General features: G+C 65.8%; 14 protein-coding genes. 8 read left to right on the top strand and 6 right to left on the bottom strand.

The genetic code is table 11. The features are described from left to right. Positions 1–88 precede the first annotated feature (88 nt). Positions 89–415, bottom strand: a complete 327-nt coding sequence (locus ACVI1L_RS04970; protein WP_057016997.1) for a hypothetical protein — start codon at positions 413–415, stop codon at positions 89–91. A 187-nt stretch (positions 416–602) separates the two neighbouring features. Beyond that, entirely contained in the window at positions 603–1,736 is a 1,134-nt protein-coding gene (locus tag ACVI1L_RS04965; protein ID WP_057016998.1) for a site-specific DNA-methyltransferase, read from the bottom strand. Positions 1,737–1,844: 108 nt separating this feature from the next. Between ACVI1L_RS04965 and ACVI1L_RS04960 the strand changes: the two genes are divergently transcribed. The 3 genes from ACVI1L_RS04960 (at position 1,845) to moaB (ending at position 3,805) form a co-directional block, all read left to right on the top strand. Further along, positions 1,845–2,048 (top strand): hypothetical protein, encoded by a 204-nt coding sequence (locus ACVI1L_RS04960; RefSeq protein WP_156436184.1) that lies wholly within the window; start codon positions 1,845–1,847, stop codon positions 2,046–2,048. 70 nt (positions 2,049–2,118) lie between these two features. Beyond that, on the top strand, positions 2,119–3,057 hold the full coding sequence (ypfJ, locus tag ACVI1L_RS04955; protein WP_057016999.1) for a KPN_02809 family neutral zinc metallopeptidase: 939 nt from the start codon (positions 2,119–2,121) through the stop codon (positions 3,055–3,057). Between the two features lie 184 nt (positions 3,058–3,241). Continuing rightward, entirely contained in the window at positions 3,242–3,805 is a 564-nt protein-coding gene (gene moaB, locus ACVI1L_RS04950) for a molybdenum cofactor biosynthesis protein B (protein ID WP_456782426.1), read from the top strand. A gap of 114 nt (positions 3,806–3,919) precedes the next feature. Here the strand turns inward: moaB and ACVI1L_RS04945 are convergent, their stop codons facing one another. Further along, entirely contained in the window at positions 3,920–4,861 is a 942-nt protein-coding gene (locus ACVI1L_RS04945) for a bifunctional helix-turn-helix transcriptional regulator/GNAT family N-acetyltransferase (protein WP_076830312.1), read from the bottom strand. Between the two features lie 45 nt (positions 4,862–4,906). After that, the gene (locus tag ACVI1L_RS04940) at positions 4,907–5,476 is read right to left on the bottom strand and encodes a glycosyltransferase family protein (protein WP_168855837.1); all 570 of its coding nucleotides are present in this window, start codon (positions 5,474–5,476) and stop codon (positions 4,907–4,909) included. Between the two features lie 164 nt (positions 5,477–5,640). Between ACVI1L_RS04940 and ACVI1L_RS04935 the strand changes: the two genes are divergently transcribed. The 4 genes from ACVI1L_RS04935 (at position 5,641) to ACVI1L_RS04920 (ending at position 10,071) form a co-directional block, all read left to right on the top strand. Then, positions 5,641–6,807 carry a PA0069 family radical SAM protein gene (locus tag ACVI1L_RS04935; RefSeq protein WP_253625579.1) on the top strand — a complete coding sequence of 389 codons (1,167 nt, stop codon included), beginning with the start codon at positions 5,641–5,643 and terminating at the stop codon, positions 6,805–6,807. A gap of 116 nt (positions 6,808–6,923) precedes the next feature. Then, positions 6,924–7,370 (top strand): VOC family protein, encoded by a 447-nt coding sequence (locus ACVI1L_RS04930; RefSeq protein ID WP_057017003.1) that lies wholly within the window; start codon positions 6,924–6,926, stop codon positions 7,368–7,370. A 94-nt stretch (positions 7,371–7,464) separates the two neighbouring features. Continuing rightward, positions 7,465–8,241 (top strand): ribonuclease HII, encoded by a 777-nt coding sequence (locus ACVI1L_RS04925; RefSeq protein WP_076830319.1) that lies wholly within the window; start codon positions 7,465–7,467, stop codon positions 8,239–8,241. A gap of 321 nt (positions 8,242–8,562) precedes the next feature. After that, entirely contained in the window at positions 8,563–10,071 is a 1,509-nt protein-coding gene (locus ACVI1L_RS04920) for a glycosyltransferase family 39 protein (protein ID WP_229192999.1), read from the top strand. A 393-nt stretch (positions 10,072–10,464) separates the two neighbouring features. On the opposite strand, the gene ACVI1L_RS04915 is transcribed toward ACVI1L_RS04920, so the two are convergent. Continuing rightward, complete coding sequence (locus tag ACVI1L_RS04915; protein WP_057016162.1) at positions 10,465–11,493, bottom strand: IS110 family RNA-guided transposase; 1,029 nt, start codon at positions 11,491–11,493, stop codon at positions 10,465–10,467. 158 nt (positions 11,494–11,651) lie between these two features. After that, positions 11,652–12,482, bottom strand: coding sequence for a uracil-DNA glycosylase (locus ACVI1L_RS04910; RefSeq protein ID WP_456782425.1), 831 nt, complete (start codon positions 12,480–12,482; stop codon positions 11,652–11,654). 185 nt (positions 12,483–12,667) lie between these two features. On the opposite strand from ACVI1L_RS04910, the gene ACVI1L_RS04905 reads away from it, so the two are divergent. Next, a complete protein-coding gene (locus ACVI1L_RS04905; protein WP_253589323.1) occupies positions 12,668–14,326 on the top strand; it encodes an electron transfer flavoprotein-ubiquinone oxidoreductase in 1,659 nt (552 codons plus the stop codon). Positions 14,327–14,497: the final 171 nt, after the last annotated feature.

Here is a 14,497-nt window from a genome sequence, read left to right as displayed (position 1 = left end):
GGAAGGCCGCAGACCGGCTCCTCTTGCGCAAATTTCACGCCGCGGCGCAAGCGACGAGTTTGTGAATCAGGGTCGCGTGGCGCGCTGGTCAGCCGGCCCAGAAGAAGCCCAGGATACCCGCGACGACCAGCGCGATGCCCGCGACGTCCAGCGCGGCGGCGGAGCGGGTCGCAGCACGCAAATGGGAGACCTGCGCCGCGCGTTCTGATCCCCGCGCGTAGCCATGGACGATGATCTCTTCATTGAACTCGCCATGCGCCTCGAGGGCGAGCGTCAGGCCGACGCAGACGAGCAGGATGCCGAAAATGATCAGGCCGAAGAATCCGAGCAGGCCGATCAGCAGCATCGGAAACATGCCGAGCAGGAAGACCGGCAGCAGCGGCACCAGCAGCAGTGTCTCGGATTGTCTGCGCATCGGGCGACCAGTCGAAGCGGCAAGTGGTGGGACCGAGTCTAGTCCCGCCGTCGCGGCGCAACAAGGCGGGCCGCATTCAAGACGGCGTCATCTTTCCCAACGTGTCATTCCCCGGTGCGCAATTGCGCATCTGAGGGCGCCGGGAAGCGGCGAGCCCGGAATGACGAGGAAGATTAGTCGGCTTGCCTCAGCCCGCCGCCATCTCGGAGCGGATCTCGGCGCGCAGCTCGTCGATCAGCCGCAGGCCGCTCTTGGTCTCGACGTGCCAGAAGGTCCAGCCGTTGCAGGCGCCGGAGCCCTGCGCGACCGCGCCGATGCGGTGGATCGAGCCGACCTTGTCGCCGAGCATGATGGCGCCGTCGGCGCGCACCAGGGCGCCGTGGCGCTTCTTGGCGTCGACCAGCCTGGCGCCCGGCACGATCATGCCGCGTTCGATCAGTTCGGAGAACGCCACCCGCGGTGCCTCGCGCGCGGTCATGAACGGCGCCAGCGTTGCTTCCGGCAGCGGCTCGATCGCGGCGATGCGCGCCTCGGCGGCGGCGGCATAGGCCTTGTCGCGCTCGAAGCCGATATAGCTGCGGCCGAGGCGCTTGGCGACGGCGCCGGTGGTGCCGGTGCCGTTGAACGGATCGATCACGAGATCGCCGGGCTTCGAGGACGACAGCAACACGCGGGCGAGCAGCTGCTCGGGCTTCTGCGTCGGATGCACCTTCTTGCCGTCGCCGTCCTTGAGGCGCTCCTCGCCGGTGCACAGCGGGATCAGCCAGTCGGAGCGTGCCTGCACGTCCTCATTGGACGCCTTCAGCGCTTCGTAATTGAAGGTGTAGCCCTTGGCCTTCTCGTCGCGCGCGGCCCAGATCATGGTCTCGTGCGCATTGGTGAAGCGGCGGCCGCGGAAATTCGGCATCGGATTGGACTTGCGCCACACGATGTCGTTCAGGAGCCAGAAGCCGAGGTCCTGCATGATCGCGCCGACGCGGAAGATGTTGTGATAGGAGCCGATCACCCACAGCGTTGCCGACGGCTTCATCACGCGGCGGCAGGCCAGCAGCCAGGCGCGGGTGAAATCGTCGTAGGCAGCGAACGACGAGAACTTGTCCCAGTCGTCGTTGACGGCATCGACATGCGACTCATCGGGGCGCTTGAGGTCGCCCTTGAGCTGCAGATTGTAGGGAGGATCCGCGAAGACCAGGTCGACCGAGCCGGCCTGAAGCTTCGACAATTCGGCCACGCAATCGCCAATGACGATGTGGCTCGATGGGGCACTCTCAAATTTAGTGCGGGGCGCCCTTGCAGACGCCCCGCGACGCGACACTACCATGACTCAAGAACTCTGACTCAGGCGACGCTGTCGGCGACGCGGGACTAAACAACCGACTGACGTCACATTGACCCGGCAAAGTAAAAATCGACTTAATTGGAAATCTTCATGCAAAAGATTGCAGCATCTTTTGCGCGGCACGTCGCGATGCCACCGGCGTTGTGCTGCAACATCAGCGCGTTCGGCGAAAAAATTTGCGGATCATCAAACCGGCACGATTCGCGCGGTAAATTTGCGCTCATTGGCAACCGTTTGCACCGCAAGGGATGCGCCTCTTCCGGACTAGGCAATTATTGCCGGGCAGGATATTGATTAACAGAATGGAAATTTTAAGTTGGAGTGTCCCGCGTCGGGTCGCCGACTGGAATGAAGGGAAACCACCATGCGCTATGATGATTTCCGCCGCAGCGACGACATCGAAGATCGTCGCGATGAAGGCGGGATGGGCGGAGGGGGCGGTGGCGGCTTCGGCGTTCCGATGGGTGGTGGCGGGCTCGGCATCGGCACCATCATCGTGCTCGGCTTGCTCGGCTATGCCTTCGGCATCGACCCGCGCATCCTGATCGGCGGCGCCGAGATTCTCACCGGCGGCGGCCAGGCGCCGACCTACCAGACCGACCGGCAGTCGTCAGGCGGTCAGGCCAAGCGCGGCGCCCCGACCGACGAGATGGGCAGCATGATCGCCGGCATCCTGGGTGAGATCGACGATCGCTGGAGCGAGATCTTCAAGGCCAGCGGGCAGACCTACACCGGTCCGAAGATCGTGCTGTTCCGCAATGCCACGAATGGCGGCCGCTGCGGCATGGCGCAGTCGGCGATGGGACCGTTCTACTGCCCGCCGGACAAGACCATCTTCCTCGACACCGGCTTCTTCCGCGAGGTCGAAACGCGCTTCCGCGGCTGCTCGGGCAACGCCTGCAAGTTCACCGCGGCCTATATCATCGCGCATGAGGCCGGCCATCACATCCAGAACCTGCTCGGCATCATTCCGCGCGTGAATCGGCTGCAGCAGCAGGCCGGCAGCAAGGCCGAGGCCAACGCGCTGCAGGTCAAGGTCGAGCTGCAGGCCGATTGCCTTTCCGGCGTCTGGGTCAACCGCGAGGAGAAGAAGCGGCCGGGCTTCCTCGAGGCCGGCGACATCGACGCCGCGCTGACCACCGCGAACGCGATCGGCGACGACACGCTGCAGCGGCAGGCGACGGGCAGGGTGGTGCCTGATTCCTTCACCCACGGCTCCGCCGCGCAGCGCAAGGAGTGGTTCATGAGGGGCTACCAGCAGGGCACCGTGCAGGCCTGCAACACGTTCGGCGGTAGCTTGTAGCCGTGTGCCGGTAGCGTCATCCCCGGATGAGCGCGAACGCGCTCACTCGGGATATGTTCGCCTGTTGGCGAGCCCCGAAGGATGACGGAGCCCGTGGCCCATCCTGAGGTGCTCGCCCAGTGATGCAAGTGCACCGCGAGGCGAGCACCTCAGGATGTCGTCAGCGGGATGGAAAGAGGTGCAAATGTCCTCACTCGACGAATCCAAATCATTCATCCCGCTCAATATCGCGGTACTGACGATTTCCGACACCCGCTCGCTGGCGGATGACAAGTCGGGCACCACGCTGGCCGACCGTCTCACCGCGGCCGGCCACAAGCTCGCGGCGCGCGAGATCGTCACCGACGATGTCGAGGCGATCAGAGCCGTGATCCGGCGCTGGATCGCCGATCCCGCTGTCGATGCCGTCATCACCACCGGCGGCACCGGCTTCACCGGCCGCGACGTGACGCCGGAGGCGGTCGAGCCATTGTTCGAGAAGCGGATGGACGGCTTTTCGATCGTCTTCCACATGCTGAGCCACGCCAAGATCGGGGCGTCGACTGTCCAGAGCCGCGCCACCGCTGGCGTTGCGGGCGCGACCTTCATCTTCTGCCTGCCCGGCTCGCCCGGCGCCTGCCGCGACGGCTGGGACGGCATTTTGGCGGCGCAACTCGACTACCGCACGCGCCCCTGCAATTTCGTCGAGATCATGCCGCGGCTGGATGAACATCTGCGCCGCCCGAAGGCGAAAGGCGCGAGCGCTTAGCCTCCCTCATTCCGGGGCGTGCGAAGCGCGAACCCGGAATCCAGAGATTGTGGCGCGAGATGCCGGGTTCGATGCTGCGCATCGCCCCGGAATGACGCCGGAGGGTAAAGAGCCCTACAACTCCAGCTCCCAGGTCTCGCCGACTAGGTCGACGCCAAAGCTGTGGTGCTTTTCTTCCTTGACCCGCTCGAAGCCGGCACGGGCGTAGATGCCGCGCGCGGCGACCAGGATGCTCTGGGTCCACAGCGTCATCTTCTTGTAACCCTTCTCGCGCGCGGCGCGGATGCATTGCTCGACCAGTGCGCGGCCGACGCCGAGCCCGCGCGCCTTTTCTTCCACCAGCAGCAGGCGCAGCTTGGCGACCCCGTCGCCGCCGTCGACCAGGAAGACCGAGCCGACCGGCTCGCCGTCGACCTCCGCGATCCAGCAATGCTCGCGCGCCGGATCGAACGATCGCAGAAACTGCGCGCAGATCTCGGCCACCAACGCCTCGTAGCTAATGTCCCAGCCATACTCCTCCGCGTAGGCTTGTCCCTGCCGCGAGACGACCCAACCCATGTCGCCGACGCGATGGCTGCGCAGCAGGAAGCCGACCGGTTTCTCGGCCGGCGGCTCCAGCGATTGCTCGATCGTGCCCATGGCGCGCACCACCGCGGCGCGACGGTCGCCGTCCATCTGCTTCAATAGCGTCCCGACCTCGCTGCGCGAGCGGCAGTCGAGATCGGCGGCAGCAGTGCGGCCCTTGGCGGTGAGGGCCACCTCGTTGACGCGCTTGTCGGCCTTCGATGGCTTCCGCGTCACGATCTGGCGCCTTTGCAGCGCCGCCAGCGTGCGGCTGACGAAGCCGGCATCGAGGTCGAGATCGCGCACCAGATCGGTTGCGGTGCAATTTTCGCGGTGCGCGAGCTCGTAGATGATCCGCGCTTCCTGCAGCGTGAATGGTGAGTGCAACAGCTTCGGCTCGATGATGCCGAGCTTGCGGGTATAGAACCGGCTGAAGCCGCGGACCGCGGCGACCTGGCTCTCGAGCGTGGTGTCATGGAAGTTTGATTTCATCAAGCATATTATTTGACGGAATCAAATAATCCGCAAGCGCTTTGTTCAGGCCACCATGATCCGGCTCCGCAGCATGGTGCGGGAGGAACGGCCGAGCCGGCGCAGCAGGCGCGCCTCGGAGCGGCGGGCATCGGGCCGGTAGCCGCCGATCCGCTCGTAATGCTCGCGCGCGATCAAAAGGCCCTGTTCGGCCGAGGGCCCGGTGATCATCCGGGCAACGAATTTGAGGCCGTCGCGCAGGCCCGGGTCGGTGTAGGGTGCGCGGGCGTAGCGGAAGATGCCGGCGCGGTCCTTGCCGCTGGCCGCCACCATCTGGATGAACTGGGTGGTTTCCTCGATCCAGCCGGCATCGAGCACGGCGCCCGGATGCAGGAACATCAGCCAGGGCGACCGCGCCTGCCGCGCGCCTGCCGCAAGCGCGGCGGCGCGCGTGCCCTCGAAGCGCAGGAAGCGGCAGCCGGCGACGTCGGCGACGCGCTCCATCACATCGCTGTGGCTGCGGTCGACCAGCAGCACTTCGCGGATGACGCCCGCGGCCGCGCCCGGCACCAGCGCCGCCAAGGTTGCGACCGCGGTGCGCTCGACGCCGTCGGTTGGAATGATCACGCTCAGCATGATTTTGAGGCTTCGATGGCTCAAACGGTGGAGAAACTCCGGCCGTGTTATCACCTTGTCATATTCAAAGCAGCCTGTTCGCCTGCAGAATTTTGTAGCAAGGTTCTGTGGAATTTCTCCGTTCATGTTCTTGATTTGTTCTCGTGCTGTGTTAGCTTCAAAGCATGAGCCGAGCATCCTCTCATGCCCTCAAGCACCCGCCGGTAACGGCGCCCTCCGATAACCCGGCGGGTGCACCTTCCCCTTTTCCCGAGCTTGCGGTCGCGATCGAGCGCGAGCGGCGGCGCGGCCGCGGCGCGCAGTCCAACGCCAGCGGCCGCTACGAGGCAGAGGCGCGCGTTGCCTTCGACGACGGCTGGCAGAGCCTCGAGGACCTGCCGCCATTTGCGACCAGCGTGGCGCTCGACACCTCGCGCAAGGTGATCACCCGCAACGACTCGCCCGACATCGGCTTCGACCGTTCGATCAATCCCTATCGTGGCTGTGAGCATGGCTGCGTCTATTGCTTCGCGCGGCCGACCCACGCCTATCTCGGCCTGTCGCCGGGGCTGGACTTCGAATCGAAGCTGTTCGCCAAGCCGGACGCACCCGCGCTGCTCGAGAAGGAGCTGGCGGCACCGGACTACGAGGCGCGGATGATCGCGATCGGCACCAACACCGATCCCTATCAGCCGATCGAGCGCGACCGGAAGATCATGCGCGGCATCCTCGAGGTGCTGGAGCGCGCCGGCCATCCGGTCGGCATCGTCACCAAGTCGGCGCTGGTCACCCGCGACATCGACATCCTGGCACGTATGGCCAAGCGCAATCTCGCCAAGGTCGCGCTCTCGGTGACGACGCTCGACCCGAAACTCGCCCGCACCATGGAGCCGCGCGCCTCGACCCCGCCGAAGCGGCTCGAGGCGATCAAGCGGCTCACGGATGCCGGCATCCCGACCACGGTGATGGTCGCACCCGTGATCCCGGCGCTGAACGATTCCGAGATCGAGCGCATCCTCGATGCCGCCGCACATGCCGGCGCCAGGGAGGCGAGCTATGTGCTGCTGCGGCTGCCGCTCGAGGTGCGCGATCTGTTCCGCGAATGGCTGATGGCCAACTATCCCGATCGCTACCGTCACGTCTTCACGCTGATCCGCGACATGCGCGGTGGCCGCGACTACGACTCGCAATGGGGCACGCGGATGAAGGGCACCGGCCCGATGGCCTGGATGATCGGCCGCCGCTTCGAGATCGCCTGCGAAAAGCTCGGCCTCAACAAGCGGCGGACCAAGCTGACCACCGATCACTTCGCCAAGCCGAAGCGCAGCGGGCAACAGCTGAGCTTGTTTTAGGTGCCAGCAAGTGATGATCGTCATTGCGAGGAGCGAAGCGACGAAGCAATCCATGCATCCGAATATGTGGAACAATGGATTGCGTCGCTTCGCTCGCAACGACGGGAAAGGTAAACATGAGTAACGCCCCGACCGCACGCTTCACCGTCCTCACGCTGGGCGTCAGCGACATGCGCGCCAGCATCGGCTTTTATGAATCGCTCGGCTTCTCCAGGAAGATGCGCGCGACCGGCGAGGAGGTCGCCTTCTTTGAGACCGGCGGCACCGTGCTCGGCCTGTTCCCGTGGCATCTGCTCGCTGCCGATGCCGGGCTGCCGGATCAGCCACGGCCTTCAGCGTTCCGCGGCGTCGCGATCGCCTGGAACTGCAACGACGACGCCGAGGTCGATCGTGTGATGGCGTTCGCGCTGTCGAAAGGCGCCAGGCTGCTGAAACCCGCGCAGCCGACCAGCTATGGCGGCTATTGCGGTTATTTCGGCGATCCCGACGGCCACGCCTGGGAAGTGGTGCGCGCGCCGGGCTTTGAGGTTCGCGACGACCGCCGGGTGTCAATCCCCGATTAGAGCGCCGATCCCGATGAGGGTGGCGGATTGAATAACGGGGAAGGGCGCCAGGTTCCCGGTTGCGCCGCGGGCCGGGCTTGACCACGATCCCCGCATGATTCGGGACAAGTCCAATCGCACGTCAAAGACCGCGTCGAAGAAGAAGCCGGCCGAGCCGGCCAAGCCGGACAAGCGCGTCATCGTGGTGACGCGGCCGAGCTTTCGGCGCGAGCGCGCGCTGATCAAGCGCGGCGTCTGGCCGGTCGCCGGCTGCGACGAGGCCGGGCGCGGGCCGCTGGCGGGCCCGGTGGTCGCAGCCGCCGTGGTGCTGGACCCAAATCGGATACCCAAGGGCCTCGATGATTCGAAGCGGCTGACCGTCGAGCGCCGCGAGGAACTGTTCGAGGAAATCTGCGCGACAGCAGCGTTCTCGGTCGCGGTGGCGTCACGGGCGCGGATCGACCGCGACAACATCCTGCGCGCCTCGCTGTGGGCGCTGGCGCGCGCGGTGCATGCGCTGCCGGAAATGCCGAAGCATGTCTTCGTCGACGGCCGCGACAAGCTCGCCACGCCCTGCGACTGCGACGCCGTGATCGGCGGCGACGGCATCGTGGCCTCGATCGCGGCGGCCTCGATCATCGCCAAGGTGACGCGCGACCGCCTGATGTGCGCGCTGGCGCTGGATTGCCCCGGCTACGGCTTCGAGCAGCACAAGGGCTATGCCGTCCCCGAGCACCTCGAGGCGCTCGACCGGCTCGGCCCCAGCAGCCATCACCGTAGCTTCTTCGCTCCCGTCGTCGCGGCGCGGCTGAAGCATTTCCCGGTCCCGGCGGAGCCCGACCTGTTCACGGTGGACGCCGAAAGCGAAGCCGCGGCATCCGAAGCGGCGTAAAGCGCGGCGGCGCCGCACTCTCGGTGTCATCGCCCGGCTCGCCGCCTCCGCTAAAGCTTCGGCGCGCCAGGGGGCCCTGGCCTCGTCGAAGCCTTGGCGAAGACGGGACCGGGCGATCCAGTATTCCAGAGACCGTCGTGCTCAAGCCTGGCCGCCGCGGCGTACTGGATGACCGCCTTCGCGGGGCATGACAGCGATGTTTGACTTTGCACCGTGGACACATCCAGCCCGGTTGCCTCCATCGCCGCCGCCGTTTATCAAAAAACCTCGGGATCAGATGGCGCCGCTTGATACGGGTGGCTGGGGCATTTCAGGCGTTTCATGCGGTTTACCTCCCTGGTTGTCGAACTGATCCGCGCCCGGCCGCGCCTCGTGGTCTGGATCGTGGTGCTGGCGCAGGCCGCGATCTGGCTGTTCCTGCCGGCCATCTTCTACGGCAGTCCGCCCGGCAACCTCGCCACCATCCTCGCCTTCGGCCGCGAATATCAGGTCGGCACCGACATGGGGCCGCCGCTCGCGTTCTGGCTCGCCGACATCGCCTTCCGCGCCGTCGGGAATCACGTGTTCGGCGTCTATCTCCTGGCGCAGGTCTGCGAGATCGTCACCTTCATCGCCTTCTACGCCTTGGCGCGCTCCATCGTCGGTGGCCCGCAGGGCGTGCTGGCAGTGCTGCTGTCGATGACGGTCGTGGTGTTCTCCTCGCCAAGCGTCGAGTTCGGTCCGCTGATCCTGGCGCGCCCGCTCTGGGCGCTGCTGTTGCTGCATTCCTGGCAACTGATCGGGCAGAACCGGCGCAGCGCCTGGTTCGCCTGGTCGATCGATTGCGGCCTCCTGCTGCTGACGACGCCGGCGGCGATCGGCATGATCCTGCTCGTGACCGGCTTTGCGCTCGCAACCGAGCGCGGGCGGCGCATGCTCAAATCGGTCGATCCGATCTACGCGCTGCTCGTCATCATCGTGCTGGCGCTGCCCTACCTGATCTGGATGCTCCGCGCCGACGTCCTGGCGCTGCCGGCCTTGCCGGCACTCGCCGATCTCAAGGCGCGCGCGCTGCGCTGGGGCGTGGTGCTCGGCGGGCTGATCGTGGCGACCGCCGCGATCGCGCTGCTGGCGATCCTCAATTCGCGCTGGTTCGCCGGCAAGACCGAGGATGCCCCGATCATCAACCGCCCGCCGGTCAGTCCGCTGGCGCGGCAATTCGTGTATTTCTTCGCGTTCGCGCCGGCGATCGCGAGCAGCTTCGTCTCCGCGCTGTTCAATCTCGATCGCGCCTTCGGCGGCGCCGGAGTGGCGCTGTTGATGTCCGGGCTTGCCGTCGTGGTCGCGACCGGCGAACTGATCCCGCTCAGGCGGCAGCGGCTGCTGCGTTCGGTCTGGGCCTTGGCGGTCGCGGCGCCTGCAGCGCTCGCGCTGGCGGCGGCGCTGTTCCTTCCCTGGACCAGCACCACGGAGGCGTCCACCTCGCTGCCGGCAGCCGCGATGGGCCGCTTCTTCGATGACAGCTATGAGCGCCGCACCAACCAGCGCCTGCGCGCGGTGGCCGGCGATCCCGAACTTGCCAGCCTGATTGCGATGAACCGCCGCCGCCCGCATCTTTTGCTCGACGCCACGCCGCAGCGGACGCCGTGGCTGTCGGTCGCAAAATTCAACGAAACCGGCGGCGTCGTGGTGTGGCGCGCACAGGACACCGCCGGCACGCCGCCGCCCGACATCGCGCAGCGCTTCCCCGGCCTCGTGCCGGAAGTGCCGCGTTCGTTCGACCGGCTGGTCAACGGACGGCAGCCGGTGCTGCGGATCGGCTGGGCGATCGTGCGGCCGAAAGGGACGTGATTTGACGTGACGTGGAGCCGTAGCCCGGATGAAGCGGAGCGAAATCCGGGGCCGCTCTTTTACGCCACCTGATCCACCCGGATTGCGCGGAGCCTGTCATCGGGCGCGCGTCCGCGCGACCCGTTGGCTCCATCCGGGCTTCTGTAACGGGCCTTGGTTAGTCAATCCCTTTTCGCGTCATCCACTCGCCGGGCACTTGCTTCTGTACGGGATCGGCGCGAAGGCCGTCGCCTGATGGGGTGCATTGAGGAGCCGGCCGGCCAATCTACGGATTGCGTGGTCGTGAGCCACTTCCCGGATGGCGGCCTGACCGGATCCATCGTCCCAGCGGAGGGACTTCGCTCGGGGAGAGCCTGGTGTCGTGGCCCGCCCGGAACCGATTGCTGCTCCTGGCTAGATGGCCTTGGTCATCGGGTTGAACGGTTTGGTGTCGGCGAGCATGCGATGCAGGATCACGGCGAGCTTGCGAGCCAGCGCTACCTTGGCCTTGCGCATGCCTGCGCGCCGGGCGATCCGCATCGCCCAGCTCTTCAATGCCGAGCAATTCTTGACCGGCTTGGTCAGCATGACGTGAGCTGCCTGGTAGAGCGCCTCGCGCACGGAGGCATCCCCGATCTTGCTGATGCGGCCGGTGTAGTCGGTCTCACCGGACTGGTACTTCTTCGGGGTGAGCCCAAAGTGGGCTCCCGTGGCCTTCGAGGAGCGGAAGCGCTTCGGGTCGTCGATCGCCGCGGCATAGGTGAGCGCCACGATCGGACCAACGGACGGCGTTGTCATCAGGAGCTTGGCGGATGGATGCGTCCTGGCGAGCTTCTGGGTGTGCTTGTCCAGGCTCTTGAACTCCCGCAGCAGCACCGCATGGGCTTGGAGCAGCGCCGCCGCGACCAACTCCAGTCCGGGATGGCCGGTCACGAGCTCGCGGATGCGCCCGGCGAACGTGCGCTCGGTGGTCGCACCGACCTTCAGGCCAAAACCGCGAAGTATGCCGCGCAGGCTGTTCTCGACATCGCGAAGCTTGGATTGCAGCAGCTTGCGCGCCGTCAGGATGGCGCGGGTCTCCTGCGCCGCGACCGACTTGCAGTGCACCGGCCGGAACCAGCCGAGCCGCATCAACTGCGCGATCCGGCGGGCATCGTTGCGGTCCGTCTTCACCGGCATCGACTTGAAGGCTTCGCGAACGTGCCGCGTTTCCAGCAGCTCGACCGCAAGCCCTGCGTCTCGCAGACCCGCATACAGCCATTGCGACAAGGGGCCTGCCTCCAGCCCGATCCGTTCCAGTACCAGACCCAGCGACCGGAACCAGGCGATCAGCGCCGCCGGCTCGCTCGCAACCTTCGTCTCGCGCAAAATCTTGCCTGTCCCATCGACAAGGCAAACGCTCGAGCATTCCAAAGACACGTCAATTCCTGCATAGTGGTACATGGTCGTCCCTTAATGATGCTTGGAGCGGGCTTGCCCGACTCCGTTGAACACCATCAGTTTGAGGGACGACCGCCTTCCAACCAACAGGCCGCTCGCGAGCGCGCTTCCAAATTGCGCCGTAGCGAGCGGGCGGCCGGCCCGTTACCCCATCTACGAAGCTACGCGCTCGCCACCTGCAACACCTTCGCGATCGCGCGCAGATCCTGCCACGACAGCCGCTTGTACGACGGCGAGCGCAGCAGATAGGCGGGATGGAAGGTGGCGACGGCGCGGATCGTGCGGGTGCCGGTGTCGTAGTCGATCCATTTGCCGCGCGTGCGCATGATGCCCTCGCGCGTTCCGAGCAGCGCCTGCGTCGAGGGATTGCCGAGCGTCACCAGCACGTCGGGATTCACGAGTTCGACATGGCGCTGGATGAAGGGCAGGCACACCTGCGTCTCCTGCGGCGTCGGCGTACGGTTGCCGGGCGGCCGCCACGGGATCACGTTGGCGATATAGGCCTTGCTGCGGTCGAGCCCGATCGCCGCGATCATGCGGTCGAGCAGCTTGCCGGAACGGCCCACGAACGGCAGGCCCTCGATGTCCTCGTCGCGGCCCGGTGCCTCGCCGACGAACATCACGCGCGCCTGCGGGTTACCGTCGGCGAACACCAGCCTGGTCGCGGTGTGCTTGAGCGCGCAGCCGTCGAAATTCTCCATCAGCCTGCGCAGGGCTTCAAGCGTCGGCGCAGTCCGCGCAGCCTCGCGCGCGGAAGCGATCGCGGCATCCGGCGCCACGGTGATTTCGCTGCGCGGAACTGACGGCATCGGCGGCGGACGCAGCGGATTGAGTGCAACTGATGGGCGCGGCGCGGCTGGGGCGGGAACTGGCTCCGGCTCATCGAGCCGGTTGATCGGCGCATCGCCAAGCGCGCAATCGACCCCGGCCTCGAGGTAAAAGGCCAGCAATTGCTGCAGTGTAGGGGTGGGCTCGGGCGGCAGGGCCATCATGGGCGCAATCTAGAGCATCGACCAGAAAAGTGGAGGGCGGTTTTCGGAAAAGATTATTCTCTTGCGGTACCCGGGCCGTGCAAACCCATGGAAGCGCAATTCCATGGTTGTCCTTCCGCCAAAAATCGGAAACAACGACCCGTGAAAAGCTTAGAAGCGTTCTCAATGGGCTGAGATCAAAGATCATGAATGCTGAAGACCTTCCTCCGCGCGAGTCTATGGAATTCGACGTCGTCATCGTCGGCGCCGGCCCGTCGGGCCTGTCGGCCGCGATCCGGCTGAAGCAGCTCAATCCGGAGCTATCGATCGTCGTGGTGGAGAAGGGCTCCGAGGTCGGCGCGCACATCCTCTCGGGTGCGGTGATCGATCCGGCCGGGCTCGACAAGCTCGTGCCCGATTGGCGCGACGACGCCGATTGTCCGCTGAAGACGCAGGTCAAGGACGACCGCTTCTACTGGACGACGTCGCAAGGCTGGTTCCGCCTGCCGAACTTCATCATGCCGCCGCTGATGAACAATCATCACTGCTACATCGGCTCGCTCGGCAATGTCTGCCGCTGGCTGGCACCGAAGGCGGAAGCGCTCGGCGTCGAGATCTATCCGGGCTTTGCCGCGGCCGAAGTGCTTTATGACGACAAGGGCGCGGTGCGCGGCATCGCCACCGGCGACATGGGCATTGCCAGGGACGGCAGCCACAAGGATTCCTACACCCGCGGCATGGAGCTGCTCGGCAAATATACGCTGTTCGCCGAAGGCGCACGCGGCTCGCTGTCCAAGCAGCTGATCGCGAAGTTCAATCTCGATGCCAACTCCGAGCCGCCGAAGTTCGGCATCGGCCTCAAGGAGGTCTGGCAGATCGACCCGGCGAAGCACAAGAAGGGTCGGGTGCAGCACACGCTCGGCTGGCCGCTGAACGACAGGACCGGCGGCGGCTCGTTCCTCTATCATTACGACGACAACCGCGTCGCGGTCGGCTTCGTCGTGCATCTGAACTACAACGATCCCTATCTGTCGCCGTTCGACGAATTCCAGCGCTTCAAGACCCATCCCGATGTCCGCGAGCTGTTCGAGGGCGGCAAGCGGCTCGCCTATGGCGCGCGCGCCATCACCGAGGGCGGCTACCAGTCGGTGCCCCGGCTCTCGTTCCCGGGCGGCGCGTTGATTGGCTGCGCGGCGGGCTTCGTCAACGTGCCGCGCATCAAGGGCGTCCACAACGCGATGGGCTCCGGCATGCTCGCCGCCGAGCATGTCGCGGCCGCGCTCGGCGCCGGACGCGCCAATGACGAGCTCGTCGAGTACGAGAACGCCTGGCGCTCGTCGGCGATCGGCAAGGACCTGTTCAAGGTCCGCAATGCCAAGCCGTTGCTGTCGAAGTTCGGCAACATGCTCGGAACGGTGCTCTCCGGCTTCGACATGTGGTGCAACACGCTCGGCTTCTCGCTGTTCGGCACCCAGTCGCACGCCAAGCCGGACCGCAAGACGCTCGATCCGTCCAAGCAGCACCAGCCGATCGCCTATCCGAAGCCGGACGGCAAGATCTCGTTCGACAAGCTGTCGTCGGTGTTCCTGTCCAACACCAACCATGAGGAGGACCAGCCGGTCCATCTCAAGGTCGCCGACCTCAATCTGCAGAAGACCTCGGAACACGACGTGTTCGCCGGTCCGTCCAACCGCTATTGCCCGGCCGGCGTTTATGAATGGGTCGAGGAATCGACGGGTCCGCGCTTCCAGATCAACGCCCAGAACTGCGTCCACTGCAAAACCTGCGACGTGAAGGACCCCAACGGCAACATCACCTGGGTTCCGCCGGAGGGCGGCGGCGGTCCGAACTACGAGGCAATGTGAGGCCAGGGTGAGCTCGAGGCGGCCGACCACATTTGCGTGAGGCGGCTGCGCGAGTTGCCGCAACCTCCGCTTGGCCTCTCCGCGCGTGGAGCGGCCGGATTGCACCCCCGGTTACAACAGAAGGCGCGAAAAGGGGTGCCGTGGCACCCTTATCTCGCGCCTTTTTGCGTC

Source organism: Bradyrhizobium sp. USDA 4516 (genome assembly GCF_054055915.1).
The sequence above is the reverse complement of the archived record's forward strand: the minus strand, read 5'-3'. Positions and strand labels throughout refer to the sequence as shown.

What these genes read in the sequence shown, in the direction of transcription:
- ACVI1L_RS04970 (WP_057016997.1), bottom strand. Translation starts at nt 415, where the DNA reads ATGCGCAGACAATCCGAGACACTGCTGCTGGTGCCGCTGCTGCCGGTC.
- ACVI1L_RS04965 (WP_057016998.1), bottom strand. Translation starts at nt 1,736, where the DNA reads ATGGTAGTGTCGCGTCGCGGGGCGTCTGCAAGGGCGCCCCGCACTAAA.
- ACVI1L_RS04960 (WP_156436184.1), top strand. Translation starts at nt 1,845, where the DNA reads ATGCAAAAGATTGCAGCATCTTTTGCGCGGCACGTCGCGATGCCACCG.
- ypfJ (WP_057016999.1), top strand. Translation starts at nt 2,119, where the DNA reads ATGCGCTATGATGATTTCCGCCGCAGCGACGACATCGAAGATCGTCGC.
- moaB (WP_456782426.1), top strand. Translation starts at nt 3,242, where the DNA reads ATGTCCTCACTCGACGAATCCAAATCATTCATCCCGCTCAATATCGCG.
- ACVI1L_RS04945 (WP_076830312.1), bottom strand. Translation starts at nt 4,861, where the DNA reads ATGAAATCAAACTTCCATGACACCACGCTCGAGAGCCAGGTCGCCGCG.
- ACVI1L_RS04940 (WP_168855837.1), bottom strand. Translation starts at nt 5,476, where the DNA reads ATGCTGAGCGTGATCATTCCAACCGACGGCGTCGAGCGCACCGCGGTC.
- ACVI1L_RS04935 (WP_253625579.1), top strand. Translation starts at nt 5,641, where the DNA reads ATGAGCCGAGCATCCTCTCATGCCCTCAAGCACCCGCCGGTAACGGCG.
- ACVI1L_RS04930 (WP_057017003.1), top strand. Translation starts at nt 6,924, where the DNA reads ATGAGTAACGCCCCGACCGCACGCTTCACCGTCCTCACGCTGGGCGTC.
- ACVI1L_RS04925 (WP_076830319.1), top strand. Translation starts at nt 7,465, where the DNA reads ATGATTCGGGACAAGTCCAATCGCACGTCAAAGACCGCGTCGAAGAAG.
- ACVI1L_RS04920 (WP_229192999.1), top strand. Translation starts at nt 8,563, where the DNA reads ATGCGGTTTACCTCCCTGGTTGTCGAACTGATCCGCGCCCGGCCGCGC.
- ACVI1L_RS04915 (WP_057016162.1), bottom strand. Translation starts at nt 11,493, where the DNA reads ATGTACCACTATGCAGGAATTGACGTGTCTTTGGAATGCTCGAGCGTT.
- ACVI1L_RS04910 (WP_456782425.1), bottom strand. Translation starts at nt 12,482, where the DNA reads ATGATGGCCCTGCCGCCCGAGCCCACCCCTACACTGCAGCAATTGCTG.
- ACVI1L_RS04905 (WP_253589323.1), top strand. Translation starts at nt 12,668, where the DNA reads ATGAATGCTGAAGACCTTCCTCCGCGCGAGTCTATGGAATTCGACGTC.